At 70.3% G+C, this 26,072-nt stretch carries 25 protein-coding genes; 17 read left to right on the top strand and 8 right to left on the bottom strand.

Annotation, left to right across the window (positions count from 1 at the left end; translation table 11 throughout):
• The first annotated feature begins 2 nt into the window (after positions 1-2).
• Positions 3-2,390 carry an excinuclease ABC subunit UvrA gene (locus ABZ459_RS37685; protein WP_357980935.1) on the top strand — a complete coding sequence of 796 codons (2,388 nt, stop codon included), beginning with the start codon at positions 3-5 and terminating at the stop codon, positions 2,388-2,390.
• The gene (locus ABZ459_RS37680) at positions 2,387-3,217 is read left to right on the top strand and encodes a sugar nucleotide-binding protein (RefSeq protein WP_357980932.1); all 831 of its coding nucleotides are present in this window, start codon (positions 2,387-2,389) and stop codon (positions 3,215-3,217) included. The genes ABZ459_RS37685 and ABZ459_RS37680 overlap by 4 nt, the downstream gene beginning before the upstream one ends.
• 10 nt (positions 3,218-3,227) lie before the next feature.
• Here ABZ459_RS37680 and ABZ459_RS37675 read toward each other — a convergent pair whose 3' ends face one another.
• The 3 genes from ABZ459_RS37675 to ABZ459_RS37665 all read right to left on the bottom strand — a co-directional run bounded on the left by ABZ459_RS37675 (position 3,228) and on the right by ABZ459_RS37665 (position 5,102).
• Positions 3,228-3,641 (bottom strand): VOC family protein, encoded by a 414-nt coding sequence (locus tag ABZ459_RS37675; RefSeq protein ID WP_357980929.1) that lies wholly within the window; start codon positions 3,639-3,641, stop codon positions 3,228-3,230.
• Between the two features lie 470 nt (positions 3,642-4,111).
• The gene (locus tag ABZ459_RS37670; RefSeq protein ID WP_357980926.1) at positions 4,112-4,657 is read right to left on the bottom strand and encodes a copper chaperone PCu(A)C; all 546 of its coding nucleotides are present in this window, start codon (positions 4,655-4,657) and stop codon (positions 4,112-4,114) included.
• Positions 4,658-4,787: 130 nt separating this feature from the next.
• On the bottom strand, positions 4,788-5,102 hold the full coding sequence (locus ABZ459_RS37665) for a hypothetical protein (protein WP_352363572.1): 315 nt from the start codon (positions 5,100-5,102) through the stop codon (positions 4,788-4,790).
• A 258-nt stretch (positions 5,103-5,360) separates the two neighbouring features.
• On the opposite strand from ABZ459_RS37665, the gene ABZ459_RS37660 reads away from it, so the two are divergent.
• The 4 genes from ABZ459_RS37660 to ABZ459_RS37645 all read left to right on the top strand — a co-directional run bounded on the left by ABZ459_RS37660 (position 5,361) and on the right by ABZ459_RS37645 (position 9,816).
• A complete protein-coding gene (locus tag ABZ459_RS37660; protein ID WP_357980922.1) occupies positions 5,361-6,518 on the top strand; it encodes an AI-2E family transporter in 1,158 nt (385 codons plus the stop codon).
• Between the two features lie 101 nt (positions 6,519-6,619).
• The gene (locus ABZ459_RS37655) at positions 6,620-7,093 is read left to right on the top strand and encodes a hemerythrin domain-containing protein (protein WP_357980919.1); all 474 of its coding nucleotides are present in this window, start codon (positions 6,620-6,622) and stop codon (positions 7,091-7,093) included.
• A gap of 74 nt (positions 7,094-7,167) precedes the next feature.
• The gene (locus ABZ459_RS37650) at positions 7,168-7,485 is read left to right on the top strand and encodes a hypothetical protein (protein WP_357980916.1); all 318 of its coding nucleotides are present in this window, start codon (positions 7,168-7,170) and stop codon (positions 7,483-7,485) included.
• Between the two features lie 135 nt (positions 7,486-7,620).
• Entirely contained in the window at positions 7,621-9,816 is a 2,196-nt protein-coding gene (locus ABZ459_RS37645) for a SulP family inorganic anion transporter (RefSeq protein WP_357980913.1), read from the top strand.
• Between the two features lie 39 nt (positions 9,817-9,855).
• Here ABZ459_RS37645 and ABZ459_RS37640 read toward each other — a convergent pair whose 3' ends face one another.
• Positions 9,856-10,815 (bottom strand): DUF523 and DUF1722 domain-containing protein, encoded by a 960-nt coding sequence (locus tag ABZ459_RS37640; RefSeq protein ID WP_357981300.1) that lies wholly within the window; start codon positions 10,813-10,815, stop codon positions 9,856-9,858.
• A gap of 73 nt (positions 10,816-10,888) precedes the next feature.
• On the opposite strand from ABZ459_RS37640, the gene ABZ459_RS37635 reads away from it, so the two are divergent.
• On the top strand, positions 10,889-11,410 hold the full coding sequence (locus tag ABZ459_RS37635) for a hypothetical protein (protein WP_357980910.1): 522 nt from the start codon (positions 10,889-10,891) through the stop codon (positions 11,408-11,410).
• Positions 11,411-11,468: 58 nt separating this feature from the next.
• Here ABZ459_RS37635 and ABZ459_RS37630 read toward each other — a convergent pair whose 3' ends face one another.
• Positions 11,469-11,777, bottom strand: a complete 309-nt coding sequence (locus tag ABZ459_RS37630) for a hypothetical protein (protein ID WP_357980907.1) — start codon at positions 11,775-11,777, stop codon at positions 11,469-11,471.
• A 35-nt stretch (positions 11,778-11,812) separates the two neighbouring features.
• On the opposite strand from ABZ459_RS37630, the gene ABZ459_RS37625 reads away from it, so the two are divergent.
• Complete coding sequence (locus tag ABZ459_RS37625) at positions 11,813-12,079, top strand: hypothetical protein (RefSeq protein WP_357980904.1); 267 nt, start codon at positions 11,813-11,815, stop codon at positions 12,077-12,079.
• Positions 12,080-12,405: 326 nt separating this feature from the next.
• Here ABZ459_RS37625 and ABZ459_RS37620 read toward each other — a convergent pair whose 3' ends face one another.
• Positions 12,406-13,026 carry a serine hydrolase gene (locus ABZ459_RS37620; protein WP_357980901.1) on the bottom strand — a complete coding sequence of 207 codons (621 nt, stop codon included), beginning with the start codon at positions 13,024-13,026 and terminating at the stop codon, positions 12,406-12,408.
• 705 nt (positions 13,027-13,731) lie between these two features.
• Between ABZ459_RS37620 and ABZ459_RS37615 the strand changes: the two genes are divergently transcribed.
• The 8 genes from ABZ459_RS37615 to ABZ459_RS37580 all read left to right on the top strand — a co-directional run bounded on the left by ABZ459_RS37615 (position 13,732) and on the right by ABZ459_RS37580 (position 22,296).
• Positions 13,732-14,760 carry an NAD-dependent epimerase/dehydratase family protein gene (locus tag ABZ459_RS37615; protein WP_357980898.1) on the top strand — a complete coding sequence of 343 codons (1,029 nt, stop codon included), beginning with the start codon at positions 13,732-13,734 and terminating at the stop codon, positions 14,758-14,760.
• Positions 14,761-14,773: 13 nt separating this feature from the next.
• Positions 14,774-15,730: a UbiA prenyltransferase family protein gene (locus tag ABZ459_RS37610; protein WP_357980895.1), complete on the top strand. Its 957-nt coding sequence runs from the start codon at positions 14,774-14,776 to the stop codon at positions 15,728-15,730.
• Positions 15,731-15,739: 9 nt separating this feature from the next.
• Positions 15,740-16,927 (top strand): glycosyltransferase family 4 protein, encoded by a 1,188-nt coding sequence (locus ABZ459_RS37605; RefSeq protein WP_357980892.1) that lies wholly within the window; start codon positions 15,740-15,742, stop codon positions 16,925-16,927.
• Between the two features lie 50 nt (positions 16,928-16,977).
• The gene (locus tag ABZ459_RS37600) at positions 16,978-17,913 is read left to right on the top strand and encodes a lysylphosphatidylglycerol synthase domain-containing protein (RefSeq protein ID WP_357980889.1); all 936 of its coding nucleotides are present in this window, start codon (positions 16,978-16,980) and stop codon (positions 17,911-17,913) included.
• A gap of 6 nt (positions 17,914-17,919) precedes the next feature.
• Positions 17,920-18,612: a sulfotransferase family protein gene (locus tag ABZ459_RS37595; protein WP_357980886.1), complete on the top strand. Its 693-nt coding sequence runs from the start codon at positions 17,920-17,922 to the stop codon at positions 18,610-18,612.
• On the top strand, positions 18,609-19,691 hold the full coding sequence (locus ABZ459_RS37590; RefSeq protein WP_357980883.1) for an endonuclease/exonuclease/phosphatase family protein: 1,083 nt from the start codon (positions 18,609-18,611) through the stop codon (positions 19,689-19,691). The genes ABZ459_RS37595 and ABZ459_RS37590 overlap by 4 nt, the downstream gene beginning before the upstream one ends.
• 1 nt (position 19,692) lies before the next feature.
• Positions 19,693-20,919 carry a glycosyltransferase family 4 protein gene (locus ABZ459_RS37585; RefSeq protein ID WP_357980880.1) on the top strand — a complete coding sequence of 409 codons (1,227 nt, stop codon included), beginning with the start codon at positions 19,693-19,695 and terminating at the stop codon, positions 20,917-20,919.
• 63 nt (positions 20,920-20,982) lie between these two features.
• Positions 20,983-22,296 carry a UDP-glucose/GDP-mannose dehydrogenase family protein gene (locus ABZ459_RS37580; RefSeq protein ID WP_357980877.1) on the top strand — a complete coding sequence of 438 codons (1,314 nt, stop codon included), beginning with the start codon at positions 20,983-20,985 and terminating at the stop codon, positions 22,294-22,296.
• A 207-nt stretch (positions 22,297-22,503) separates the two neighbouring features.
• Here the strand turns inward: ABZ459_RS37580 and ABZ459_RS37575 are convergent, their stop codons facing one another.
• Positions 22,504-22,911, bottom strand: coding sequence for an ATP-binding protein (locus ABZ459_RS37575; RefSeq protein WP_357980874.1), 408 nt, complete (start codon positions 22,909-22,911; stop codon positions 22,504-22,506).
• Positions 22,912-23,225: 314 nt separating this feature from the next.
• On the opposite strand from ABZ459_RS37575, the gene ABZ459_RS37570 reads away from it, so the two are divergent.
• Complete coding sequence (locus ABZ459_RS37570) at positions 23,226-25,178, top strand: endo-1,3-alpha-glucanase family glycosylhydrolase (RefSeq protein WP_357980871.1); 1,953 nt, start codon at positions 23,226-23,228, stop codon at positions 25,176-25,178.
• Between the two features lie 72 nt (positions 25,179-25,250).
• On the opposite strand, the gene ABZ459_RS37565 is transcribed toward ABZ459_RS37570, so the two are convergent.
• Positions 25,251-25,691, bottom strand: a complete 441-nt coding sequence (locus ABZ459_RS37565; RefSeq protein WP_357980868.1) for a nuclear transport factor 2 family protein — start codon at positions 25,689-25,691, stop codon at positions 25,251-25,253.
• Positions 25,692-26,072: the final 381 nt, after the last annotated feature.

Genomic DNA, 26,072 nt, shown 5'->3' with positions numbered 1-26,072 from the left:
CGATGAGCACGCACACGCCGCCCGAGCGGCAGATCGCCGACAGCCACGATCTGATCCGCGTCCACGGCGCGCGCGAGAACAACCTCAAGGACATCAGCGTCGAGATCCCCAAGCGCCGGCTGACCGTGTTCACCGGCGTATCCGGCTCGGGCAAGAGCTCGCTGGTGTTCGCCACGATCGCCGCCGAGTCGCAGCGGCTGATCAACGAGACCTACAGCACGTTCGTCCAGGGGTTCATGCCGACGCTGGCCCGGCCCGAGGTCGACGTCCTGGAAGGGCTGACCACCGCGATCATCGTCGACCAGCAGCGGATGGGCGCCGACCCCCGCTCCACGGTCGGCACCGCCACCGACGCCAACGCCATGCTGCGCATCCTGTTCAGCCGGCTCGGCCGGCCGCACATCGGCTCGCCCAACGCCTACTCCTTCAACGTGCCCTCGGTCCGCGCGAGCGGCGCGATCACCGTCGAGCGCGGCTCCAGCAAGACGGTCCGGCAGAGCTTCACCCGCCTGGGCGGCATGTGCCCCCGCTGCGAGGGCCGCGGCACGGTCTCCGACATCGACCTCACCCAGCTCTACGACGACTCCAAGTCGCTGGCCGGCGGCGCCTTCACCATCCCCGGCTGGAAGTCCGACAGCTTCTGGACCGTGCGCGTCTACGCCGAGTCGGGGCTGCTCGACCCCGACAAGCCGATCCGCGACTTCACCGAGCAGGAGATGCGGGACTTCCTCTACCGGGAGCCGACCAAGGTCAAGGTCGAGGGCGTCAACCTCACCTACGAGGGCCTGATCCCGAAGATCCAGAAGACGTTCCTGTCGAAGGACAAGGAGGGCATGCAGCCGCACATCCGCGCCTTCGTCGAACGGGCGGTCACCTTCACCACCTGCCCCGAGTGCGACGGCACCCGGCTCAGCCCGGAGGCCCGGTCCTCGAAGATCGACGGCGTCAGCATCGCCGACGCGTGCCGGATGCAGATCACCGACCTGGCCGAGTGGATCCGCGGCCTCGACCAGCCGTCCGTGGCGCCGCTGCTGGCCACGCTGGGCCGTACGCTCGACTCCTTCGTCGAGATCGGGCTGGGCTACCTGTCGCTCGACCGGCCGGCCGGCACGCTGTCGGGCGGCGAGGCGCAGCGCGTCAAGATGATCCGCCACCTCGGCTCGTCCCTCACCGACACCACCTACGTCTTCGACGAGCCCACCATCGGCCTGCACCCCCACGACATCCAGCGGATGAACGGCCTGCTGGCCAGGCTGCGCGACAAGGGCAACACCGTGCTCGTCGTCGAGCACAAGCCGGAGGCCATCGCCATCGCCGACCACGTCGTCGACCTCGGCCCCGGCGCCGGCACCGAGGGCGGCACCGTCTGCTTCGAGGGCACCGTCGAGGGGCTGCGGGCCAGCGGCACCGTCACCGGCCGGCACCTCGACGACCGGGCCGCCCTGAAGGAGGAGGTGCGCAAGCCCACCGGCGCCCTGGAGATCCGCGGGGCGAACAAGCACAACCTGCGCGACGTCGACGTCGACATCCCGCTCGGGGTGCTGGTCGTCGTCACCGGCGTGGCCGGCTCCGGCAAGAGCTCGCTCGTGCACGGGTCCGTCCCGGCCGGCGCGGGCGTGGTGTCGATCGACCAGAGCCCGATCCGCGGCTCGCGGCGGAGCAACCCGGCGACCTACACCGGCCTGCTCGACCCGATCCGCAAGGCGTTCGCCAAGGCCAACGGCGTCAAGCCGGCCCTGTTCAGCGCCAACTCCGAGGGCGCCTGCCCCAACTGCAACGGCGCCGGCGTCCTCTACACCGACCTGGGCGTGATGGCCGGCGTCGCCACCGTGTGCGACGAGTGCGAGGGCAGGCGCTTCCAGGCCGAGGTGCTGGAGTACCGCTTCGGCGGCCGGAACATCAGCGAGGTGCTGGCGATGCCGGTGACCGAGGCCGAGGAGTTCTTCGGCGCGGGTGAGGCGCGCACCCCGGCAGCGCACGCCATCCTCGGCCGGCTCGCCGACGTCGGGCTCGGCTACCTCAGCCTCGGCCAGCCGCTCACCACGCTGTCCGGCGGCGAGCGGCAGCGGCTCAAGCTGGCCACCCAGATGGCCGAGAAGAGCGGCGACGTCTACGTGCTCGACGAGCCCACCACCGGCCTGCACCTCGCCGACGTCGAGCAGCTGCTCGGCCTGCTCGACCGGCTCGTCGACGGCGGCAAGTCGGTGATCGTCATCGAGCACCACCAGGCGGTCATGGCGCACGCCGACTGGATCGTCGACCTCGGCCCAGGCGCCGGTCACGACGGCGGCCGGGTCGTCTTCGAGGGCACCCCCGCCGACCTCGTCGCCGCCCGCTCCACCCTGACGGGCGAGCACCTGGCGGCCTACGTCGGCGCCACGTCCGCATGAGGCTGCTCGTCGTCGGCGGCAGCGGCTTCCTGGGCGCCGAACTCGTCCGGCGGGGCGCGGCGGCCGGGCACGAGGTGACCGCGACCTGCCACACCCGTCCGGGGAAGACGGCCGGCGTCGCCTGGGCGCCGCTCGACGTGCGCCGCCGCGCCGACGTCGAGGCGCTGGTCGCCGCGGTCCGGCCGGAGGCGGTCGTCAATGCCGCCTTCCGGCAGCACGACTGGGCGACCACGGCCACCGGGGCCGCGAACGTCGCCCTGGCCGCCGCCGCGGCGGGCAGCCGCCTGGTGCACGTCTCCAGCGACACGGTCTTCTCCGGCGCGGCGGTCCGCTACGACGAGACGTGCCTCCCCGACCCGATCACCCCGTACGGCGCGGCCAAGGCGGCCGCCGAGACCGTCGTGGCCGCGGTCGCGCCGGACGCGGTGATCGCCAGGACGTCGCTGGTCGTCGGCGGCGGCGGCTCGTCGCACGAGGCCCTGGTGCACGCCCTGGCCACCGGCGCGACGAAGGGCGTGCTGTTCACCGACGACGTGCGATGCCCGGTGCACGTCGCCGACCTCGCCGCGGCCCTGCTCGAACTGGCCGCCGCCGGCCCGCCCGGCGTCCGCCACGTCGCCGGGGCCGACGCGGTGAGCCGGTACGAGCTGGGCCTGCTCATCGCCCGCCGCGACGGGCTCGACCCGGCCCTGCTCCCGGCGGGCCGGCGCGCGGAGTCGGGCGTGCCCGGCCCGCTGGACGTGCGCCTCGACTGCGCCGCCACCCAGCGGCTGCTGCGGACCAGGCTGCGCGGCGCGCGCCGGTTCCTCGACCCGGCCGGCCCCTGACCTCGCCGCCTCAGAGCCGCTGGTTGATGCGGATCAGGTTGCCCGCCGGGTCCCGCACGGCGCAGTCGCGCACCCCGTACGGCTGCTCGGCCGGCTCCTGGACGATCTCCGCGCCGTTCGCCGCGAGCCGGTCGAAGACGGCGTCGAGGTCGTCGGTCGACAGGTTGATGCCGGCGAAGGTGCCCTTGGCCATCATCTCGACGATGGTGCGGCGCTCGTCCTCGGTGATGCCGCAGCCGTCGGGGACGGGTGGCTGCAGCACGATCGACGTGCCGGGCTGGCCGGCGGGGCCGACCGTGATCCAGCGTTTCCCGTCGTAGCCGACGTCGCTGCGCACCTCGAAGCCGAGGGCGTCGCGGTAGAAGGCGAGGGAGGCGTCCGGGTCGTCGTGGGGGAGGTAGCTGGAGTGGATGGTGATGTCCATGCCGGTCACGCTAGTTCCGCCGGCCCGGACGACGCTTCTCGATTCCTGACCGCCGTCCCGGCACGGGGGAACGGGAGGCGGAGGCGGGCGATGGGGCCCTCGTTGAGGCGGATCGAACGCCGGACATCGATCCGGGCAGGGCCGGCCCGCGTCGCGCTGACGGCCCTGCTGGGCATCGCCTTCCTCTACGCGACGCCCGGTACGCCGGCTCCGCCGCGAGTCGCCGCGGCCGTGGCGGACGGGCCGGCGAGGAGCGAGAGCGGCAGGGCCGCCGGCGCGCCGGGCGTGTCGCGGGCCCGCTACCGGTCCTGCGAGTCCTCCGGCTTCAGGGGGAAGCACTGCAAGGACGCCGCTCCGGTGTACGCCGCCTGCCGTAGACGTGCAGGCGCAGGTCGTCGGTCATCGAATGCGAGGCCAGGAAGGACGAGTACGCGAGGACCCACTACCGGTAGCGTCCGTCCCGGTCCGGGTCAGCTGTGGCCAGGGACGGGTGTGCCGGCGCCCCGCTCCAGCGGCAGCACCGGGATGCGCAGGGTGGTCGTGCCGGTGGTCAGGCGGAAGGTGACGTCGATCGGCGTGGCGCCGAGCGGTCGGTCGATGTCGAGGATCTCCAGGTGCGGGCGGCTCTGCCCCTCCTGGAGCGAGACGGTCGAGCGAGCCGGGACGGTCACGTTGACCTCCTCCTGCGCCGCGCCCGGCCCCGCGCGGTAGACGACCTTCCTGGCGTGCACGGTGCTGACGCCGTCGAGCTTCTGGGGCTGGTCGCTCTCGTTGACCAACGTCAGGTAGAGGCCGAGATCGTCGCCCGCCTTCTGCTGTTCCATGGACGGGGCCAGGATGTGGACGTGCAACAGCCGCATCGCCCCCACCTGCCCGTCGACCAGCCCCTCACGCGCCGTGCCCTGCGGAAGGGGCGACTCCCGCTGCCCCGGGTTGCAGGCCGGCAGCAGCGCCAGCACGCACAGGGCCGACAGGAGGGGCAGCAGCGCTCGCGGGCCCCGTGGTGATGTCCTCATGTTCGTGCCTTCGTGTGGTGTGAGGCCGGTGACGAGGCCACAGCGCGGGCCCGCTCGCACGAGCGCCGCCTGCGGGGGGTTGACCGCAACCACGATGTACCCCTTTGGCCGGGCCCCATGCCGGACACGCCTATCCGCCGGAGTCGCGGTAGAAGCTCAGCCCGGCGTGCTCGGGATCGGTGTAGACCTTCACCGTCCCGTCCGGGTAGGCGGCGAACGGCAGGACGACGCCGTCGGGGCACGGGTGCAGGAACATCAACGTCGGGCCCACGACGACGAACGAGCGGGCCTTGGGCGTGGCGTGCTCGGTGCCGTGCTCGGCCCGCCACCGGGCCACCCGGTCGGCCGCGCCCGGCTGCCTGGCGACGTCCTCCACCTTCCCGATCAGGTCCTCGATGGCGACCTGGTCGAGGATCTCGACCTGCACCTGCTGCGGTTCCCCCATGCCGTTCTTCCTTGGCTCGTGTGCTGCCCGGCCCCCGCGACGGGGACACCGGCCGGCCGGTGAGGCCGTCGGCCCCGGGATGAGCGGCCTACCCCCTGCCCGGTACGGCGAAACGGCGCAGGTCAGCGCCCTGATCGCCGGACGGGCGCAGCCCGGCGGCCCCGTCCGGGCCGCGAGGGGCGTCACCGGCGGCGGCGGCGACGATAGACCCCGCCGCGGCCGGGCAGAGAAGGGGGTTTCTCAGGTTCAGGAGCCCCCATGTCTGGTGATCAGTTCACTTCCTCCGCCCCGCCGGGCGAACCCGGCGCGGCGTCCGCGGCCGGCCGCGACGGCCACGTCTCCGGCCCCCGGCCGGAGACGACGGCCCTGCCCTTCGGCAGGCCCGGACGGCCGTTCGGCAGCACGCCCTTCGTCTTCGGGTTCACCGCCGCGCTCGGCGTGCTGACCGCCTGGCTGCTGGTCCAGGCGCTCACCGCCAGCGCCTCGATGCTCCTGCTGATCGTCGTGTCGCTGTTCCTGGCCGTCGGCCTGGATCCCGCCGTGCGATGGCTGGAGGAGCACGGCCTGCCGCGCTGGGCGGCGATCACCGCGGTGTTCGCGGCGGTGATCGTGCTGTTCGCCGGGTTCGCCATGGCGATCGTCCCGGCGCTGTCGGAGCAGGCGGGACAGTTCGCCGAGCAGTTGCCCAGCTACATCCAGCAGTTGCAGAACAACCCGCAGATCCGCGACCTGGACCAGCGCTACCAGCTGCTGGAGCGGCTGCAGGCGTACCTGACCAGCGGCGACCTCGGCCGGCAGGTGTTCGGCGGGCTGCTCGGCATCGCCTCGATCGTGGTCAGCGCCGTGTTCTCCACGCTGACCGTGCTCATCCTCACCCTGTACTTCCTGGGCGCGCTGCGCTCCATCACGCGCACCGGCTACCGGCTGATCCCGCGGAGCCGCAGGGACCGGGCCCGGCTGCTCGGCGACGAGATACTCAACCGGGTCGGCGGCTACGTGGCCGGCAACCTGATCATCTCCCTGATCGCGGGCGTGACCACGTTCGTCTTCCTGTCGATCGCGGGCGTGCCGTACGCGCTGGCCCTGGCGATCATCGTGGCCCTCACCGACCTCATCCCGCTCATCGGCGCGTTCATCGGCGCGGGCATCGCCACGCTGGTCGCGCTGTTCGCCTCGCTCCCGGTGGCCATCGCCACCCTGATCTTCTTCATCGTCTACCAGCAGATCGAGAACTACCTGATCGCGCCCAAGGTGATGAAGTCGTCCGTGGACGTGCCGGCCGCCGCCACCATCGTGGCCGCCCTCATCGGCGGCGCCCTGCTCGGCGTGGTCGGCGCCCTGCTGGCGATCCCGGTCGCCGCCGCCATCCAGGTGATCGTCAACCACGTGGTGCTGCCGCGTCAGGAACGTCACTGAAGGCGCCGGGTGTGAGCGCCTGACCTAGGGGTACCTGGGGCGGACCCGACGCCCGGCATCCCTCGATCCCGCCGGGCGTCCCGACCCCAGGGAGGCCGTCCATGGACGCGATCGTGCTGCTCAAAGAGGACCACAAGACCGTGGAGAAGCTGTTCAAGGAGTTCGAGAAGGCGGGCCAGGACGCCCACAAGACCAAGCAGAAGATCGTCGCGCAGGTCATCGAGGAGCTGACCGCGCACACCTACATCGAGGAGAAGATCTTCTACCCGGCCGCCCGCTCGGGCACCCCCGACACCACCGACCACATCCTGGAGAGCGTCGAGGAGCACCACGTCGTCGTCTGGATGTTGTCGGAGCTGAAGGACCTCGACCCGGCCGACGAGCGCTACGACGCCAAGATGACGGTGCTCATGGAGAACGTCCGCCACCACGTCGAGGAGGAGGAGAAGGAGTGGTTCCCGCAGGTGCGCGAGTCCATGGGACGCAACCGGCTGCAGGAGCTGGGTGAGCAGATGGCCAAGGCCAAGGCCGAGGCCCCGCGTGACCCCCTGAAGATCCCCAGCGCCTCCTCCTAGCCACGGCGCGGGATGGAACGGCTTGGAACGCCCCAACGGGTGCAGGCCCACCCATCCCGATCCAGGGGGAGACCATGACGTACCTGAGAAGAAAGCTGCCGGCGGCGCTGGGCGCGGCGGTCCTGGCCGGTTCCGGGGCCGCCGTCGTGGCGGGCGTCGTGGCGGGCGTCGCGGCGCCCGCCACCGCCGCGACGGGCACGCTGTTCGACGGCTTCGGCCGTGACCTCGCCGAGAACGTCGCGCTCGCCCACGCCGAGTCCGACGCCCGCCGCGACGCGCTGCGCCACGGGTTCACGGCGTGCGAGGTGTTCGAGTCGGTGGTCTCCCAGGACGCCCGCACCCACGTGTTCTTCGCCCTGGTCACGGTGAGTTGCGAGGACGCGGCCCAGTAGGGGCGCGGCAGGGCGACACGGAAGGGCGACGCGCCGGACAGAGGGGACATGTCCGGCGCGTTTTACCGTCGTCCGACGTGGGGTTGATCTGGCACTAAGGTGTGCCGCATGAATATAACTACGGAGAGTAGCATCATGCGTACTCTCAGACACGATGTGCCGGCATCGCTGGTGGTGTTCCTCGTCGCGGTGCCCCTCTCGCTCGGCGTCGCCCTGGCCGCGGGGGCGCCGCTGGCCGCCGGGCTCGTCGCCGCCGCGGTGGGCGGCATCGTCGCCGGGCGGCTGGGCGGCTCGGTGGTGCAGGTCAGCGGCCCGACCGCGAGCCTGACGGTGGTGATCGCCGGTCTGGTGCAGACCTACGGCTGGCGCGCCACCTGCCTGATCACGATCATGGCCGGCGGCCTGCAGGTGCTGCTCGGCGCGTTCAAGGCGGCCCGGGCCGCCCTCGCGGTCTCGCCCGCGGTCGTCCACGGCATGCTGGCCGGCGTCGGCATCATCATCGCGCTCGCCCAGCTGCACGTCGTCCTCGGCGGCAGCCCAGAGCAGTCGCCGTGGGCCAACCTGGCCGAGCTGCCCAGCCAGATCATGGACCTGCACGGCCACAAGGTCATGGTCGGCATCCTCACCATCACGGTCCTGCTGGCCTGGAGCCGGATGCCCAAGCACGTCCGGGCGATCCCGGCGCCGCTGGCCGCGCTGCTCGCCGCCGCCGTCACCGCCGCGGTGTTCGGCTGGAACGTCACCCGCATCGACCTGTCCGGCGCGATCACCGCGTGGGCGCCTCCGGTGCTGCCGGCCGGCGACTGGCAGCACATCGCCATGGGCGTGCTGCTGGTGGCGCTGGTGGCCGGGGCGGAGTCGCTGCTGTGCTGCGTGGCCACCGACAGCATGCACACCGGCCCCCGCTCCGACCTCGACCGCGAGCTGACCGGCCAGGGCGTGGCCAACATGGTGAGCGGCGTGCTCGGCGGGCTCCCGGTCGCCGGCGTGATCGTGCGCAGCACCACCAACATCCAGGCGGGCGCCCGCACCCGCTGGTCGGCGATCCTGCACGGCGTCTGGGTGCTGCTGTTCGCCCTCTGCCTGGGCTGGACGATCAAGCTGATCCCGATGGAGGCGCTGGCCGCGCTGCTCGTCTTCATCGGCATCAAGACCATCAGCCTCGGCCACCTCAGGAAGGTCCACGGCCACAACGAGGTGCCCGTCTACGTCATGACCATGTCCGGCGTGATCCTGGTCGGGCTGGCCGAGGGCGTCCTGGCCGGGCTGGCGCTGGCCGCGCTGCTGGCGCTGCGGCGGCTGACCCGGGTGACCGTGGACAAGCGGCAGGAACCCGGCGGGGTCATGCACGCCACGGTCTCCGGCTCGCTCACCTTCCTGGGCGTGCCCCGGCTGACCCAGGAACTGCGCGCCATCCCGCCCGGCGTCGCCGTCGACCTCGACCTGAACATCGACTTCATGGACAACGCCGCCTTCGACGCGATCCACTCCTGGCGGCTGGACCACGAGCGCCTGGGCGGCACCGTCACCATCGACGAGCTGCACGACGAGTGGTACACGATGGCGGCCAGCGGCGGACGCATGTTCCCGGCCAAGAGCCCGCCCAAGGCGCCCGGCCGCTGGTGGCTGCCGTGGACCCACCGCGGCCGTCCGCTGTCGGCCACGGCGGCGATCGACTGCCGCCTGGCCCAGGGCGCGGACGAGTTCCACAAGCGCACGGCCCCGCTGCTGCGGCCCATCTTCACCCAGCTCGCCACCCAGCAGCGTCCCTCGCACCTGTTCATCACCTGCGCCGACTCCCGGGTCGTGCCCAGCCTGATCACCTCCAGCGGGCCCGGCGACCTGTTCACGGTCCGCAACATCGGCAACCTCGTGCCGTGCGCCGGCTCCGAGCCGCACGACGACTCGGTGGCCGCCGCCATCGAGTACGCCACCGGCGTGCTGAACGTGCACACCATCACCGTCTGCGGCCACTCCGGCTGCGGCGCGATGGCGGCGCTGCTGAAGGGCCCGGCGACCACCGAGGGCCTGCCGCAGCTCAGCCGCTGGCTCCGGCACGGCCGTCCCAGCCTCGACCGGCTCGGCGAGGACGGCCACGACACCTCCGCCGAGGACGCCGCCCTCGACGCGCTGTGCCGGCTCAACATCCAGCAGCAGCTGGAGAACCTGCGGACCTACCGCAAGGTCGACGAGCAGGTCAGGGCCGGGCAGCTGACGCTGGTCGGGCTGTACTTCGAGATCGGCTCGGCGCGGGTGCACCATGTGCCGCCGCGCACGTCCGCCGCCCCCGAACCGGACGGCCCGCTGCCGACCGAGCCCAGCCCCACGTAGGCGCCTCCCCGCCGCGCCGGCCCGCCCGGCGCGGCGGGGTCACACCACGTGGTTCCGCAGGCCCAGCTCCTCCGGGTAGGGGGAGAAGTACGTCTGGTCCTGGACGTAGGTGGCCGCCTCGCCCCTGGCGTGGTGGCGCAGCAACGTCAGCGGCACGCTCAGCGCCACCCGGTGCGCCGCGTATGAGCCGATGACCTCGACCAGGTCGGCGCGGCGCACCGGGTCGAGCTCGTCGCCGAGCATGCCGAGGCAGTGCTGCAGCACGTTGACGTTGCGCCCGATCGACGCCTTGACCGCCATCGCCCGCCGGAACGCCGTGCCGTACTCCGCGGCCAGCTCCTCGCGCGGCCGGATGCCCGCGGCGGCGACCAGGCGGCCGGTCTCGCGGTAGCCCTCGGTGGAGTGGGCCAGGAGCTGCATCTTGTGCCGGGCCTGGAAGGCGACCAGGTCGCGCGGCCGCCAGTCGCCCTCCAGCAGCTCGCGCAGCCGCGCGTGGGCGAAGATGCGCTCGACGAACGCCTCCCGCAGGACGGCGTCGTTGAGCCGCCCCTCGTCCTCGACGGGCAGCAGCGGGTGGCCCTCGATCACCGCGTCGGCGAACAGGCCCCGGTTGTCGCGGGTCACCGCGTGGTCCCCGGCGTAGAGCGGGATGCCGTGGATGCCGCAGCTCGGGCTCTTGGCCTTGAACACGTAACCGTCGGCCGCCAGGCTCGGGGAACGTTCGGCGGCCAGCTCGTCCATGGCGGAGGTGAGGTCGCGGCGGCTCTGCCGGGTCATCAGGCGGGGACCGGCGGGCGAGCGCTCCAGGCGCAGCGTCTCGCGGGGCGCGCCGAGGCCGATCTCCATCTCGGGGCAGATCGGCACCCAGTCGACGAACGGCGCCAGCTCCTGCGTCAGGAAACGGGCGCGGCTGTGCCCGCCGTTGTGCCGTACCGGCTCGCCGAGCAGGCAGCTCGACACCGCCACCCGCGGCCTGCCCCAATCCTGCGCCTGCGCCATGTCCTGACAGATGCCCAGCTCGCGCCTCCGCACGCCACGAAGATTTGTCGCAACCAGGGCGTAGCGTTCAGGCATGACGAATGCGCACATTCCGCTTGATGGCGAGCAGTGGCAGCCTGGGGACCTCGTCGTCGACGCCGACGGCGGCCTGTTCACGCGCGCGAGTGCGCAGGACGAGGCCGATGGCGTGCCCTGGGGGCGTCCCCGGCACGCGGCGCGGCACGCCGACGGGAGCCCCCACGTGCCGGCGGGCGAGGTGGGGGAGCAGGTGCCCGCCCGTCCGCTGACGTTGCTGCTCCGCGGCGGGCGGCCGGCGCTGCCCGCCGTACCGGCGGACGCGGCGACGGTGCTCGGCACGCAGGCCCGGCAGACCGCGGCGCTGGCCGGCGTCGGCGGCCTGTTCCTGGCCGCCACCGCCTTCGACCCGGACGGCGCCGGCGACCCGAGGGCGGCCCGGCTGCGCGCGGACCTGCTGGACCACGTGGTGGTGGTCGACGACGCGGAGGAACTGGCCGCGATGTTCGGCGGCGCGGCCGACGGGCTGCTCGTCGAGCTGGCCGAATGGCACCGGCGCAGCGTGGGCGAATCCGCCTGACCGACACTCGGCCCCCGCCCCACCAGGTCTTCGTGCGTTCGAAGCGGGCGGCGGCACGCTAACCCCCGCCGCCCGCGCGCGGGCAGCGGGCGGTCGCACGTTCTTCCCACCGTCGCGCGCGGGTCAGGACGAGCACCAGGGCCGGCACGGCCACGCCGGTGAGCCCGGCGACGTCGCAGGCGCCCGTGAACGCGGCCCGCACGTCCCGCAGGAGGCCGAGATCGCCGCGGGCGGCGGCCTCTCTGCCGCCGTCCACGACGCTGACGGCGGCCGGCGAGCACGGCAGGGCGAGCCCCGCCGGGTGGACGACGGTGGCCGGCGAGCCCGGAACGGTCAGCCCGGCCGCGATCCCCAGCTTCTTGCCCACTTGGGCCAGCGCCGCGCCTTCGCCCGCCCGCGCCCATGACCGAGATGTCCACGGCGACCAGCCGAGTAAGCAGTGCCAGGGCGGCGAGCGCCGCGCGCCGGACCGGTCTGTACGAGGGAAGGCGTCATGCCGGCTTCACGGAGGCCGAGGCCGGCCTGGCGGTCCGGGCCTGGGGACGCGAACGAGCGGCCGCCGTCAGGGCCGCGGTGACCAACAGCGCCGCCGGGGTGGCGTCCGTGGCGGGGTCCGGACCAGGGGCCGGGCAGGCATTCGGTCAGGTGTTCGGCGAGGCGTCCGGGTAGATCATCGGGCTGGTCGAGCGGGCTTCGCGCCCTTCGACGTGCGCTGGTACGAGGCGTACACGCGGGCCGTCAGAGCCGAGCCGGCGGTCGCGGCCCTGCTGCCCGATGCCGATGAGCGGTTCGCCGCCGCCCTCCCGTACGCCGAAGCAGAACGACTGGGCCGCTGCGTGCCGGCGACCCCGGCGCGCTGGCCGAGGCCGTCGATCTGTGAACAGCGATCGACGCCCGGCGCGAAGCGCCTGCACCCCTTCTCTGCTGCCCCGCCGGGAGGGAGAGACGACCGCCGAGCTGAGGGCGCTCGGGTGCGCGCTGTAGCCGCGGCACGGTCAGCCCGCCCGACGAGGTGCCCGTTCCTGTCCGAGTGCGCGCCTGCTCTCCCCGCAGGCCGTCGACGGGACGCGCCACGAATCGATGGTGTCTCCTTGTTCGCGTGCGCCGGGAGGACGGATGGAGTAGCCCAGTGCTCGGGCCGGCAAAGTGGCCGCCTTGGCGATCACGCTGTTGTCCATGGTCGCGGTGGGGTCGTTGCGATTGGTGTAGATCGCGATGATCACCGGCGCGCCGGAGGGCGGCCAGGCGACGGCGATGTCGCTGCCCGGCGCGTACGCGCCGACGCCGCCCCCGGTCTTGTCGCCGACGACCCAGTCCCGCGGCACCCCGGCGCGGATGCGCTCGGCGCCGGTGATGCTGGCCCGCAGCCAGTCGTTCAGCCGCTGCCGGTCCTCAGGGACGAGGGCGTCGCCCAGGCTGAGCCTCTGCAGGTTGCGCGCCATGAACGCGGGCTTGACGGTGTCGCGCTTCTCGCCCGGCTTCCAGTCGTTGAGCTCCGGCTCATAGCGGTCGAGCCGCCCGATCGGGTCCCCGAGCGAGCGGTAGTAGCGGGTCAGCCCCGCGGGCCCGCGCTCGCACAGAGGAAGGACTGTTCGTGAGGCCGAGAGCGCCCGCAACGGCAACTGCCAGTGGCGGCCGGCACCGTCGGATCGATCGGCACCGCATCCAGTACGAGGGAAAGGCTGGGGGTTGGATGCGCGCCAACTAATGGGCGGTAACAGGGATTCGAACAATCCAACTGCGACCGCCGGTTCGGTCGGCTCGAAATGAGAGGCGTCCGGAAGCACGCTTTCCGTGGCGCCGGCCGGCAAAAGCGCATCCATAGGCCATTTAAAGGCCTCTTCGCCACGATGAAGATCTAGATGCGCCCCTCACGGAAGGTCGATGGCATGCGTCTACGTGTTTCGCTCGACGCCGGTGCTTCTTCACCTGCAGGGGTGCCGCCATCTGCAAGGGGGGCCGCGCCCGCGCCGTAGTCGTAGCGCATGCGGAGTCTCGTCCTCGCCGACCGGGCCACCGCGCGTGTGAAGTCTCGCGGAACTGCGGGAACGCCCGAATCTCATCGGGTTCGCCTGTTCCCGCATGTGAACGGCCGGCGACGAGGTCACAGCGCCTCGACAGCCATTCCCAAACTCCGGTCAATGCCCCGGACAACCCCGATTTCAGGCGGTGAGGAACTTCGAGCGAGGCGTCATGAGGATTCTCTCCCGAGAATTTCGGATCGGCCTACCAGAGACGGGCGATGACTTGTCACCACACCGTAGGACTGCGCCACCGCGAGCGGAACAACTGAATTCGACAGAAAGAAGGGGGACGCTTCGATGGACGATCAGATCTTAGTGACCGGCGGATCGGGAATGCTGGGAGACAGTCTCGTCCGGCGGTTGGCGCATGCGGGACATGGGGTTCACAGCGTGGATCTGCACGTCCCCGCGGAGCCGGCGCACGGCGTGCAGTACACGATCGGCGACATCGGCGACAAGGCGTTGCTGGCCGGCCTGCTCTCCGGTGTCACCACCGTCGTTCACTGTGCCAGCGGATTGCCGAGTTACTCGAAGGGACGGCTCCGGGAGATCAGCGTCGAGGGCACCCGCAATGTCTTCGAGGCCGCCCGCGCTGCCGGTGTGCTCCGCGTCGTCCATGTCTCCTCAGCCGCGGTCTACGGTCTGCCGTTCGAGGTACCGACATCGGAGACGCATCCGCGCCGGCCGGTGGACGCCTACAGTCGGGCCAAGGCGGAGGCGGAGGAGATCGCCGAGGGATTTCGCGGACGCGGAATGTGCGTGTCGATTCTCCGCCCGAAGACCTTTCTCGGCCCCGGCCGCATGGGCCTGTTCGCGATGCTTTTCGAATGGGCCGCGGACGGCCGCAACTTCCCTGTTCTCGGGCGCGGTGACGTGCTCAGCCAGATGCTCGCCGTGGAGGACCTCGTCGAGTTCATCATGCTGCTGATCGCGGCGCCCGACGAGGTCGCCGACGACACCTACAATCTGGGTGCCGCCGAGTTCGGAACCCTACGTGCCGCATTTCAGTCGGTACTCGACGCGGCAGGGCATGGCAAGCGTGTCGTATCACTGCCGGTACGGCCCGCGCTGCCGCTGCTGCGGCTGCTCGAGCGCAGCCATCTCTCTCCGGTTTATCAACGGCTGACGCACAAGTTGCTCATCGACTCGTACGTGTCCATCGACAAGGCACGTGAACGACTCGGATTCACGCCACGGTTCTCGAACGAGGATGCGATTCTGCGCTCCTATCACTGGTGGCGCCGACAGCGTCCGGCGGGTGTCGGCAAGACCAGCCGGGACGCCTGGCGGCAGGGAGCCCTGTCGTTGGCGAAAGTCTTCTTCTAAGGCGGGCGGCAGCATGGGCAGTGTCAACGTTGCGCGGGAACGACATGACAAGCCGGCCCAGGCCTTCGTACGGCAGGTCATGGACCTCTTCCTGCTGGCCCGGCCGACGCATTGGGCCAAGAGCGTGCTGGTGGTGCCGATCGCACTGGTGGACGTGGCGGTGTGGTCGTGGCCCACTCTGGAACGCGTGGCCTGGTCCATCGCGGCGTTCATTCTCGCCGCGGCCGTGATCTACCTCGTCAACGACGTCGTCGACAAGCGGCTCGACCGGTTGCACCCGGGCAAGTGCCAGCGTCCCATAGCGGCAGGCCGCCTCTCCGCCACAGCGGTCACCCTGTATGGCGTCGTACTGATCAGTGGGCTGAGCCTCCTGTTCGTGTACGCGCCGCACGGCGGCGCCTGGCCGGTCCTGAGCTATCTCGTCCTGAACGTCGCCTACTGCGCCGGTCTCAAGCGCCTGCCGTTGATCGACATGGGCGTGGTCTCCACCGGGTTCGTGCTGCGCGTCGTTCAGGGCTACCTGGCCACCGAAGCCGTGATACCCGGCTGGTTGCTCATCGCGGTCTTCTCCGGATCGCTCCTGCTGATCCTCGGAAAACGCCGGTACGAGCTGGTGGAGGTCGGAGCGGAGCACCGCCCCTCGCTCCGCGGTTACTCGGTGGAATTCCTCAACCATCTGCTGATGCTCGCCAGTGTGGTCTGCCTCGCCGCCATGTCGGCGTATCTGGCCTTCGAGGCGCCGACCGCACCGCACAGGCAGCAGGTCTTACTGATCTCCCTACCTTTCGTGCTGTACGCGCTCTCCCGCTACCTCCAAGTGGTTCTGGTGCTGAGGGGAGGCGGCGACCCGGTCCGGTTGCTGCTGCGGGATCGCGCCCTGATCGTGTCCGTCGGAATCTGGGTCTGCGCGCTCGCCGCGCTCGTGCTCGTGACCAAGATCCCGTCCATCAGTGCAGTCCATTCACTGTGAGGAGCCGAAGTGGCCACCGCCATGGATGACAACGAGTTCGATGTGGCGATACTCATCAACTACTACGCGCCGTACGTCAGCGGCCTGACGATCCATACCCAGCGCCTCGCCGAGGGGCTGGCAGGACGTGGCAAACGCGTCGCGGTCGTGGCCGTTCAGCACGACAGGTCGCTACCTCTTCGCGAGATCCGCGCGGGTGTTTCGGTCTTTCGCACCCCCGTCTCCAGGGTGATCGGGAGAGGGCCGGTGAGTCCCCGCTTCGTGCCGCTTGCCCGGGCTGTCGCGCGCAGGTCGGCGATCGTCAACCCGCACGTGCCGATGCTCGAGGTGGCGCCCATCGCGCTGGGGTTGCGCGGCCGGCCACTGGTGACGACGCATCATATTGATTTGTGGTTGCCTCCAGGCCTGGTCAACGCGGTCGCGACACGAGCGGTCGACGTCTCCACGTGGATCGCGATGCGGTGCTCGGATGCGGTGGTGCTGAACAGCACGGACCAGGCACGGGGTTCGAAGTTGTGGCCTCTGATCAGGCGGCGGAACTGGCGGGGAATCGCGCCGCCGTGCCTCGACCGCCGTGGCGGCCGTCCCGGCTACAGGGACGGAAACGGCCTGCACATCGGGTTCCTCGGGCGCATCGTCGAGGACAAGGGGATCGAATATCTGATACGGGCATTCCAGCAGCTGGATGATCCGGACGCTCGGCTGCTGATCGCCGGCGACTGGATCAAGGTGGCCGGTGGCGGGATCGAGGACCGGCTCCGTCCGCTCATCGGCGACGACAAGCGGATCCGCATGTTGGGGCTGCTCAGCGGGAGTCAGATCGACGATTTCTACGCTTCGATCGACGTCTTCGCGCTGCCTTCCGTCGCTGAGTCCTTCGGAACCGTCCAAGCGGAGGCGATGATGGCCGACATTCCCTCGGTCAGCACCGACCTTCCCGGGGGGCGTTCGCCCATCCTGCAGACGGGGTTCGGCCGGCGGGTTCCGCCACGTGATCCGGCCTTGCTGGCTCGCGCGATCACCGAGTTGGCGGCGCTGACCCCCGACGAGCGCGCCGAGGGAGGTCGCCGGGCCCGCCGTCTCTACGGTGTGGAGACCTTCCTGGACGCTTACGAGGAACTGTTCGACCAGGTCACCGCCATGGGGGACAACTCCTCGGCGATCGGTGCCCAGCGGCCGAGCACGCTGGTGCAGTAGTGGTGGCGAGTTCACCGGACGTCCGTCGGCGCTTGCTCAGGCTGCTCCGGGTGACCGTCTATTCGATCATCGTCGTGTTTCTCTGCTGGCAGGTCTGGCGTGTGCGAGATGGGCTCGGCGACAGTCTCAGCTCCGCCGGCTGGAGACCCGTCGCTCTCGGGGCCGCACTCACCGTGGTGGGGACCTTTCCCGGATTCTTCGGGTGGAGACTGCTGGTGACCGGCACCGGAACACGATTGACGGTTTCTGATGCCGCCTGGGTGTTCTTCCTGTCCGGAGTGACACGCTATCTTCCCGGCGCGATCTGGCCCCCGATCGTGCAGGCCGCGCTCGCGCGGAGGGTGGGAGCGCCGGCGGCCGGGCTCATGACGGCCGGCCTGATCACGCTCGTTCTGACCGCGCTCAGCGGGAGTGTCGTCGGATTGCTGGCGGTCCCACACCTCGCGGCGGACCATCCACTGTGGTGGCTGGCGTTGCCGCTGGTGCTCTTCGGCGTCGGTACGGTCCTGCTGGCGCCACGCGTGCTCGGGAGACTGCTCGGCATCGGACAACGCGTACTCCGTCGGGGAAAGCACGAGATCGTACTGCCCTCTGCGAGAACCTCATTGGCAGTCCTTGCCTTCAACGTCCTCGGCTGGTCCTGCAACGGCACGCACGCGGCCATCCTCGCCATCGCCTTCGGAGCGCCTCCGGCGGCCGCGATGACACTCGGCGTAGGTGGATTCGTCCTCAGCGCGGTCGCTGGGGCGCTGTCCCAGGCACCTGCCGGCCTCGGAGTACGTGAAGTCGTGCTCGGTCTCACACTCGGCGCCCTGGTCACTGGCCCGGACCTCGTCACACTGCTGCTGCTGAGCCGGCTCCTCACCACATTGGGGCACGTGATCGCAACCCTCGCAGTGCTTGGGCTGCTCGCCGCGATTCGCGCTGTGGCAGCCAGGCGAAGAGCAGCTGAAACATCGCCCGTCCCATCACTCACAAGGGAGTAGACCACCATGCGCGTCATTGGCACCGGATACGGCCGGACGGGGACGACATCCCTCAAGGAGGCACTGGTGCGACTCGGCTTCGGGCCGTGCCTCAGCGCAGGGGACGTATTCCGGAATCCCCGGATGATCCGGCCCCTGCTGGGAGCCGTTCAGGACGGATCGGCGAATTGGAAGGAGCTCCTCAGCGGTTACGAATCAATGGTGTGCGAACCGGCCACCCCCTGCTGGCGACAACTTGTCGACCTTTACCCGGAGGCGAAGGTCGTCCACACCGTGCGCGATCCGCGGCAATGGGTGGGCAGCGTGCAAAGGACGCTGCTCAAGAACCGGCGGCACATCAACACGTTGTACGGCCGGGCCGCGATTCGACTGTCGTCGAGTCTCGGCACGGATTTCGCCCCACTGATCAGGCTGTTTCAGCAGACACTCGAAGGCCGGGCCTTGCAGGCAATGACCGAGCGGCGACCGGAACGCGCCATTGAGCAGTTCAAGGCGCACACGGAGCAGGTCATCGAGGCCGTCCCGACCGATCGGTTGCTCATTTACAACATTCGCGATGAATGGGGTCCGCTGTGCGAGTTCCTCGGAGTTGACGTACCGGCCCAACCGTTTCCCCTCAAGAGCACCACAGTGGAGTTCCCCACCAGTCGCGGCTTCGGAAGAGAAGCAGTGTCGCTCTTCCTGAGCCGGACCCGGTGATCGACCGCTGGGGCAGGGGGACGAGGTTCCTGGTCGCGGCCACGGCAGCATGGACGGCCTTCCTCGTCCTACATGTCCTGCTCGCCGGCAACTGGTGGCCGTGGGTCATCGTCGAGATGACTCCACCGCTGACCATGGTGGCAGTGCCCATGCTGCTCCTCGCCCTCGTGCCTTTCGCGCGTCCGGTGCGCCGCCGGCTCGCCTTGCTCCTGGTTCTCCTGCTGCTGGGCGGAGCCTGGCTGGCGGGCTTCGGACGCGGTTTGAGAGAGTCGACCGCCGCCGGGCCGCGCGGTACGGCTGTCAAGGTCTTTTCCTGGAACACCAACTACTGGGACATGGAAAACGATCCCGACGTCTTCTACGCCTTCTTACGCCGGCAGAATGCCGATGTCTATCTCCTGCAGGAACACCTGTACGGGGTGATCAACGATACGCCGTACAACCAGGTGATACGCATTGATGCCACGGCCAGCCTGCGCGCGACGTTCCCCGGCTACCAGATATCCGTCGAGGGCGAGTTCATCACCCTCTCCCGGCTGCCCATCGTCACCGCGCACCATCAGACGGTTTCCAGCACCGGCGACGACTGGTTCTGGAAAGGCCCGAAGTTTCAGCGTACGGAAATCCTGGTCGGCAGCCGCACGGTCTCCTTCTACAACGTGCACCTGCCGGGCCCGTTCCGGGGCGGCAACCCTTTCACCGCAGGATTCTACGAGCGCCAGAAGAAACAGAGCATCTGGCGGTTCGAGAACCTGAACAAGCTGCGCACGGACATGGCGGGCAACCTCTATCCGATCGTGTTGGCCGGTGACTTCAACTCGCCCTGGACGGAGCTGTACTCCTTCCAGAACGACATCCAGGCGCATGGCCTTCCGAGTGCCCTCGCCCCCCTTCACACCTGGCCCGTCTCCCGCTTCTCACTGCCTCGGATCTGGCGTCTCGACTGGCTGTACACCACTGGCGACCTCGTCATTCCCAGCTACCACCTCGACGGTGGTGGCAAGGCCCTGTCCGATCACGCGGCCCAGGAATTCCGCGTCATCGTTCCCGACGAGGCACACGAACAGAAGGGTTCGTGACATGAGGATCGTCATCGTCTCCACCGGAGCACCGCCCGACCCCTTCGGCGGGATCGGCACCTACATAGAGGGGCTGCTCGGCGGCCTGACCTCCCAGGACGCCGAGGTGCACCTGGTAGGCGCGTCCCGGCACCACCGCCTGCCACGCCTGTTCCGCCACCGCGGCGCGACCGTCCGCCGAGTGCTCGTCACCCCGCCGTGGGCACGTACTACGCTGCCGCGCTCGCGCATCGGGATGATGGCCGTGGTCGCCCGGCTGAACTTCGTCGGGATCCGGTACGCCCGGCGGTTGCACGCCCGGAAGAAGGTCGACCTGGTCGCAGTGCACGACTGGATGTGCGCACCGGCCGGTCTGGTCTGTGCCGTGCTGCTCCGGATACCGGTGTGCTATCACGTGCACTCCGCCGAGATCTTTCTCCGGGACCGGGGCCGGGGATGGGTCGCCGCTCTTGGCCGGGCGCTGAACCGGGCGCTGAGCCGCCGAGCCCGGCTGATCATGGTTCCGTCGCCGCACACCAAAGCCGGTGTCCCGCACCTGGCAGGACGGGCCGACGTCGCCGTGGTTTCGCACGGCGCAGGGAAGGCCTGGCAGATGGAGTGCCCGAACGACATCGAACGCGCCGCCGCACGGGACAAGGTCCGAGCCCTGTACGGGATCACCGGCGAACGGCGGATGATCATGTTCGCCGGCCGGTACGGTCCGCACAAAGGGGTGACCGAGCTGATCGAGACGGTCCGTCGAATGCTGGCCGACGGCATCCCTGTCAGCTTGGTCATGGCCGGCACCGGCTGGCCCGACGACACCTCCATCGACCGGCGGCTGCGCGAACGGGTCGATGAGGCGGGGATGGCTGGGCACGTGCACGTACTCGGGCGATACCTGGACACCGGCGAACTGCGCGATCACATGGTGGCCGCCGACGCGTGCGTCTTCCCCTCGACCTCGGAGTCGTTCGGGTTCGCCGCCCTGGAGGCAATGGCACTGCGCGCCCGGGTCGTGGTCGGCCCGGGGTTCGACCCGCACGTGGTCGGCAGCGCCGAGGGAGCGTGCGTGCGGACCGAGACGCTTGATCCGGACGAGTTGGCGGCCGCGCTGCTCCGGATGCTGAGCGACGACGATCCGGGGTTGGGGGAGCGGGCCCGCCAGTACGTTCTCGGCCGCCACTCCTGGGATGCGGCGGCTGCCCGCACGCTGCAGGCGTACGGCAGGGCGGTCCGGCGACCGTGACCCGACGGTGGGCCCGGTGGCCCGCGATATCAAGACTTCCTTCGAAAGACACCAGGAGACTCATTGGCTCACCGCCTCACAGTGATCGGTACCGGATACCTGGGCGCCACCCATGCCGCATGCATGGCCGAGCTCGGATTCGAGGTGCTGGGCATCGACGTCGACCATGAGAAGGTGGCCCGGCTGGCGGCCGGCGACCTGCCCTTCTACGAGCCCGGCCTGGAGCAGATCCTGCGCCGGAACCTCGACACCGGCCGCCTGGCGTTCACGACGTCGTTCAAGGAGGTCGCCGACTTCGGTGACGTCCACTTCCTTTGCGTGGGCACGCCCCAGCTCACGGGCTCCAACGCCGCTGACCTGAGCCAGGTCACCGGCGCCGTCGACGCACTCCTCCCGCACCTGCGGCGGGAATGCCTGATCGTGGGCAAGTCCACGGTTCCGGTCGGCACGGCCGCGGCGCTGGCCGACCGGATCGCCGCGAACGTGCCCATCGGCGCTGACCTGGCGTGGAACCCGGAGTTCCTGCGCGAGGGGCATGCGGTGGAGGACACGCTGCGCCCTGACCGCATTGTCATCGGCGCCACCTCGGAGCGGCCCGGGAAAGTGCTCCGCGAGGTGTATGCGAAGCTGCTCGCCGAGGGCATACCGCTGGTGCTCACCGACTACGAGACGGCGGAGCTCGTGAAAGTCTCGGCGAACGCGTTCCTCGCCACCAAGATCTCGTTCATCAACGCGATGGCCGAAGTCTGCGAGGCAGCGCACGCCGACGTCACCCAACTCTCGGAGGCGCTGTCCTACGACGACCGTATCGGCAGCAAGTTCCTGAACCCGGGGCTCGGTTTCGGCGGCGGCTGCCTGCCCAAGGACATCCGCGCTTTCATGGCCCGCGCCGAGGAACTGGGCGTGGACCAGGCGCTCTCGTTCCTCCGCGAGGTCGACGCGATCAACATGCGGCGCCGGGCCCGTACGGTCGACCTGGTCCGCGAACTGCTCGGCGGTACGTTCGCCGGGAAGGTGATCGGCGTGCTGGGCGCGTCGTTCAAGCCGGGCTCCGATGACATCCGCGACTCTCCGGCACTGGACGTCGCCTCCACGATCCGCGACCAAGGCGCCACGGTCACCGTGTACGACCCCGCGGCGCTGGCCAACGCCCGCCGGGTGCACCCGCACCTGGGGTACGCCAGGTCAACTGGGGAGGCGGTGTGCGACGCGGACGCCGTGCTGCTGCTCACCGAGTGGCGCGAGTTCCTCGACCTGGATCCCGAGGAAGTGGGGAAGGTGGTTCGGACCCGCAACGTCGTCGACGGGCGCAACGCCCTGGACGCCGGGCGCTGGCGGGGGGCCGGCTGGGTGTACCGGGCGCTGGGACGTCCGTAGCCTGCCGGGCGGGCGCAGGCGATCCTCTCGGCCGAGGTCTCGCAGCGGCGGATCGCCGAACCCGGCGGCGCGCTCCCAGGGGCCCCGGCCGAGTGAGCCCCGGCTGGGGGAAACCGATCATGCCTCGTGGGAAGGCGACGTGGTGCGCGCGGGAAGGGGGCCTCCCCCCGTGGAGAAGGGAGGTCGCGAGCGGGGGCGCCGATGGGGTCAGGGGTTGGAGGGGTGGGTGCGGGCCATGCGGAGGCGGACCTGGGAGGAGGCGCTGGTCTGGGTGATGACGAACTCGTCGCAGAGGCGGCGCATCACCCACAGGCCGTAACCGCCCGGCCCGACCTGGGGACGGGCGTCGGGGCAGGCGTCGGGCCGCAGGCGGCCGGCGTGGTCGCCGACGTCGACCGTGAGGAAGTGGTCGTCGGCCCAGATGTGCACCCAGCCGGCCCCGCCCGCGTGGTCGAGAACGTTCGTGACGGCCTCGTTGGCGGCGAGCGCGAGGTCGTCACCGCGCTGGGAGGCGAGCCCGGCCTGGAGCGCGTGCCGGCGGACGAGCTCCCGCAGCCCCGCGAGGTCTCGGCTGATCGGCCAGCTTGCGGCCGCACCGGGGGAAGGCTCGGACATCGGTCCCTCCTACCCGAAATCACACACCGTGTGCCCATGATGACATTGACTCGGTCGTGCGCGCAGGCCAAGCGGAGACAGAAAAGGGCTGGTCCATCTTGCCCGAGTCGCGGCTTCGGCGCCATGCCCGACCAGGGAACCTTCTGGAGGCGGGCCGCCTGACCGCAATGACGTACCGAGGGGACGAAAAATAGCATCGTTCCAAATGGGGGATTTATCCGGAAGTCCTGGCCGGTGACTCGATCTTGCTCCATCGTTGGCGATGCAACGCGGCTCCGCCGCTGCGGAGGCGTACCGAAAGCCAAGGGAGTTCCATGCTCAACCGATATCGGGCCCTGCCGGTCGCGGTGGCGATGCTCACCGCGCTGGCGGGCGCGGCCGTCGCCGCGCCCGCGCAGGCGTCCGCCGTCGCACCCCTCACCGTGACGTTCGCCGCCACGGAGGACGTGTTCATCAGCCAGGCCGAGCCGGCGAAGAGCTTCGCGACCGCGACCTGGATGAGCGTCTGCGGCGCCGCGTGCGGCAGCGCCGCCGCGGGCCAGCGGGTCGGCCTGACCCGCTTCAAGGTCGCCGGGATCCCGGAGGACGCCGAGGACGTCAAGGTCACCCTGGACGTCGTCCCGGCCAGGACGACGGACACCACCGTGTCGGTCCGTCCCGTGACGGGCTCCTGGACCGAGGCGGCCACGACCTGGAACACCCGCCCCGAGTTCGGCGCCGCGGCCGTGGCCTCGCACACCGGTTTCACCGCCGGGACGGCGGTCAAGCTGGACGTGTCCGCCGCCGTCAAGGGCGACGGCACGTACGCCTTCGCCCTCACCGGCGGCGACGCCACCGCCACCGTGCTGATGTCCTCGCGCGAGACCGGCAACCGCGGCCCGAAGCTCACGGTCACCTACACCGAGGGCAGCGGCCAGACCGACGGGCCGCTGCCGTTCGTGCTGCCGGGGAAGACGGCTCTGCGCGGGTCGGCCAAGAAGGTGTTCGCGCACTACTTCACGCCGTATCCGGTGTCGCTGGACAACCAGGCCCCGGCCAACGACTACTACGCCAGGAACTATCTCAAGCCGGACGGCGAGAGCGGCAAGCACGCCGCCTACGGCGGGCTGCTGCGCGACCGGCCGACCGGGCGCGACCCCATCAGCGGCGACTACGCGCTGGCCGACTTCAAGACCGAGGTCAAGCAGGCCATCGCGGCCGGCCTGGACGGTTTCACCGTCGACATCCTGTCGATCACCAGCGCCCACTGGACGCGGGTGCAGAACCTGATCAAGGCTGCCGAGGCCGTGGACCCCGGGTTCAAGATCGTGCTGATGCCGGACACGAACGGCCTGGCCTCGGTGGACAGCGCCGCGTTCGCCACCGCGATGGCGAAGCTGGCCGCCTCGAAGTCGGTCTACCGGCTCGCCGACGACCGCCTGGTGGTGGCGCCGTTCAAGGCCGAGGGGCGCACCGCCGCCTGGTGGGCGGCCTGGATGAAGACGATGGAGACCGAGCACGGCGTCAAGGTGGCGCTGGTGCCCTGCTTCCTCGACTTCAACAAGTACCGGGACGCGTTCGCCTCGATCAGTTACGGCTTCTCCAACTGGGGCAACCGCAACCCCGCCGCCAACGCCGCCCTGGGCGGCAACATCGACCGCGCGCACGGCATGGGCAAGATCTGGATGCAGCCGGTGTCGATCCAGGACGAACGCCCCAACCAGGGCATCTTCGACGAGGCGGGCAACACCGAGAACCTGCGGGCGACGTGGAAGGGCGCGATCGACGGCAAGGCCGACTGGGTCCAGCTCACCACCTGGAACGACTACTCCGAGAACACCCAGTTCGCGCCGTCCAGGAACGCCGGCTGGACGTACCTGGACATCAACGCCTACTACCTGACCTGCCACAAGCTCGGCTGCCCGAAGATCACGAACGACGCGGCGTACCTGACCCACCGGGTCCAGCCGGTCGCGGCCCAGCCCTCCTTCGCGCAGACCAAGCTGATGAAGCTGCGCGGCGGCAGCACGGCCGCGCGTGACACGGTCGAGGTGCTCACCATGCTGACGGCGCCGGCCAAGGTGTCGGTGACCGTCGGCGGCACGACGCAGAGCTACGACGCGCCCGCCGGCGTGTCGGCCAGGACGTTCCCGCTGAAGGCGGGGAGCACGTCGGCGACGGTCACGAGGGAGTCGGCGACGGCGGCCAAGGTGGTCTCGCCGTACTCGATCACCGCGGCGCCGTACGTGCAGGACCTGCACTACCGCGCGTCCTCCAGCGAACGCTGACCGCGCGGATCCGGGCCCGCGCCAACCGCGCGGGCCCGGATCCTCCGACCACCGGCCCCTCCGGCCGGGCGGTCAGGTGTCGCAGGCGGCGGCGACGGCCCTGGGGTCCCAGTAGAAGGGGTGGCACTCCAGCATGCGGCCGTCCCGTACGGTGATCAGCTGCACGATCAGGGTATCGACCTCCCGCCCGGTGGCGCGGGCACGGAAACGCACGCGGTTGCGGACGACGACCGTGTCCTCGTCCCCCCAGTGCCGCTGCTCCAGGAACTCCATCGACTCCCAGGTCCGGCTGAAGGCGGCCAGGAACCGCTCCATCCCGGCGTGCCCGCGCCACTCCCCGGTCCCGGTGAACGGCAGCCCAGGAGCCTGGTGCAGCACGACCTCCGGGTCCAGCAGAGCGGCGACGGGCGCGTAGTCCGCCCTGCCGAAACCGCCCGCGGCCACGTACGCCGCCTCGGCCGCGTAGAACCGCTCCATGACCGACCACGCGTCGGACGTCCTCGTCATGTTCATGAGGGGAGCATCCCGCGCGCCCGGCCCGGCCGCTGGCGCCAATCGGACGTCCAACGGCGTCTGGAGTTGACGAGTTCGCCCTGCTGTGAAAAGCTGAAGGCGGCACCGAGGTTGACACTTATAGTAAGTGTGGACATTCGTTTCTCAGTTGAGTTATGCTGCTGCCTCGCGCCGCCTTTCGACGCCCCGGATTCCGGTCCGGGCGTTTGGCGTGCGCGCAGTTCGATTCCATCCGTGCCCTCCGGAAGGACAACTGTTGGCAGCCTCGCGCAGCATTTCCGCCGTTCCCGCTGGTCCCCGTCGCGTCTCTTTCGCGCGCATCCAGGAGCCCCTCGAAGTTCCTGATCTTCTCGCTCTGCAGACCGAGTCGTTCGACTGGTT

The organism is Nonomuraea sp. NPDC005692, assembly GCF_040631115.1.
Lineage (GTDB): Bacteria > Actinomycetota > Actinomycetes > Streptosporangiales > Streptosporangiaceae > Nonomuraea.
Note: the sequence above shows the minus strand (reverse complement) of the source record. Positions and strands in the feature narration are given on the sequence as shown.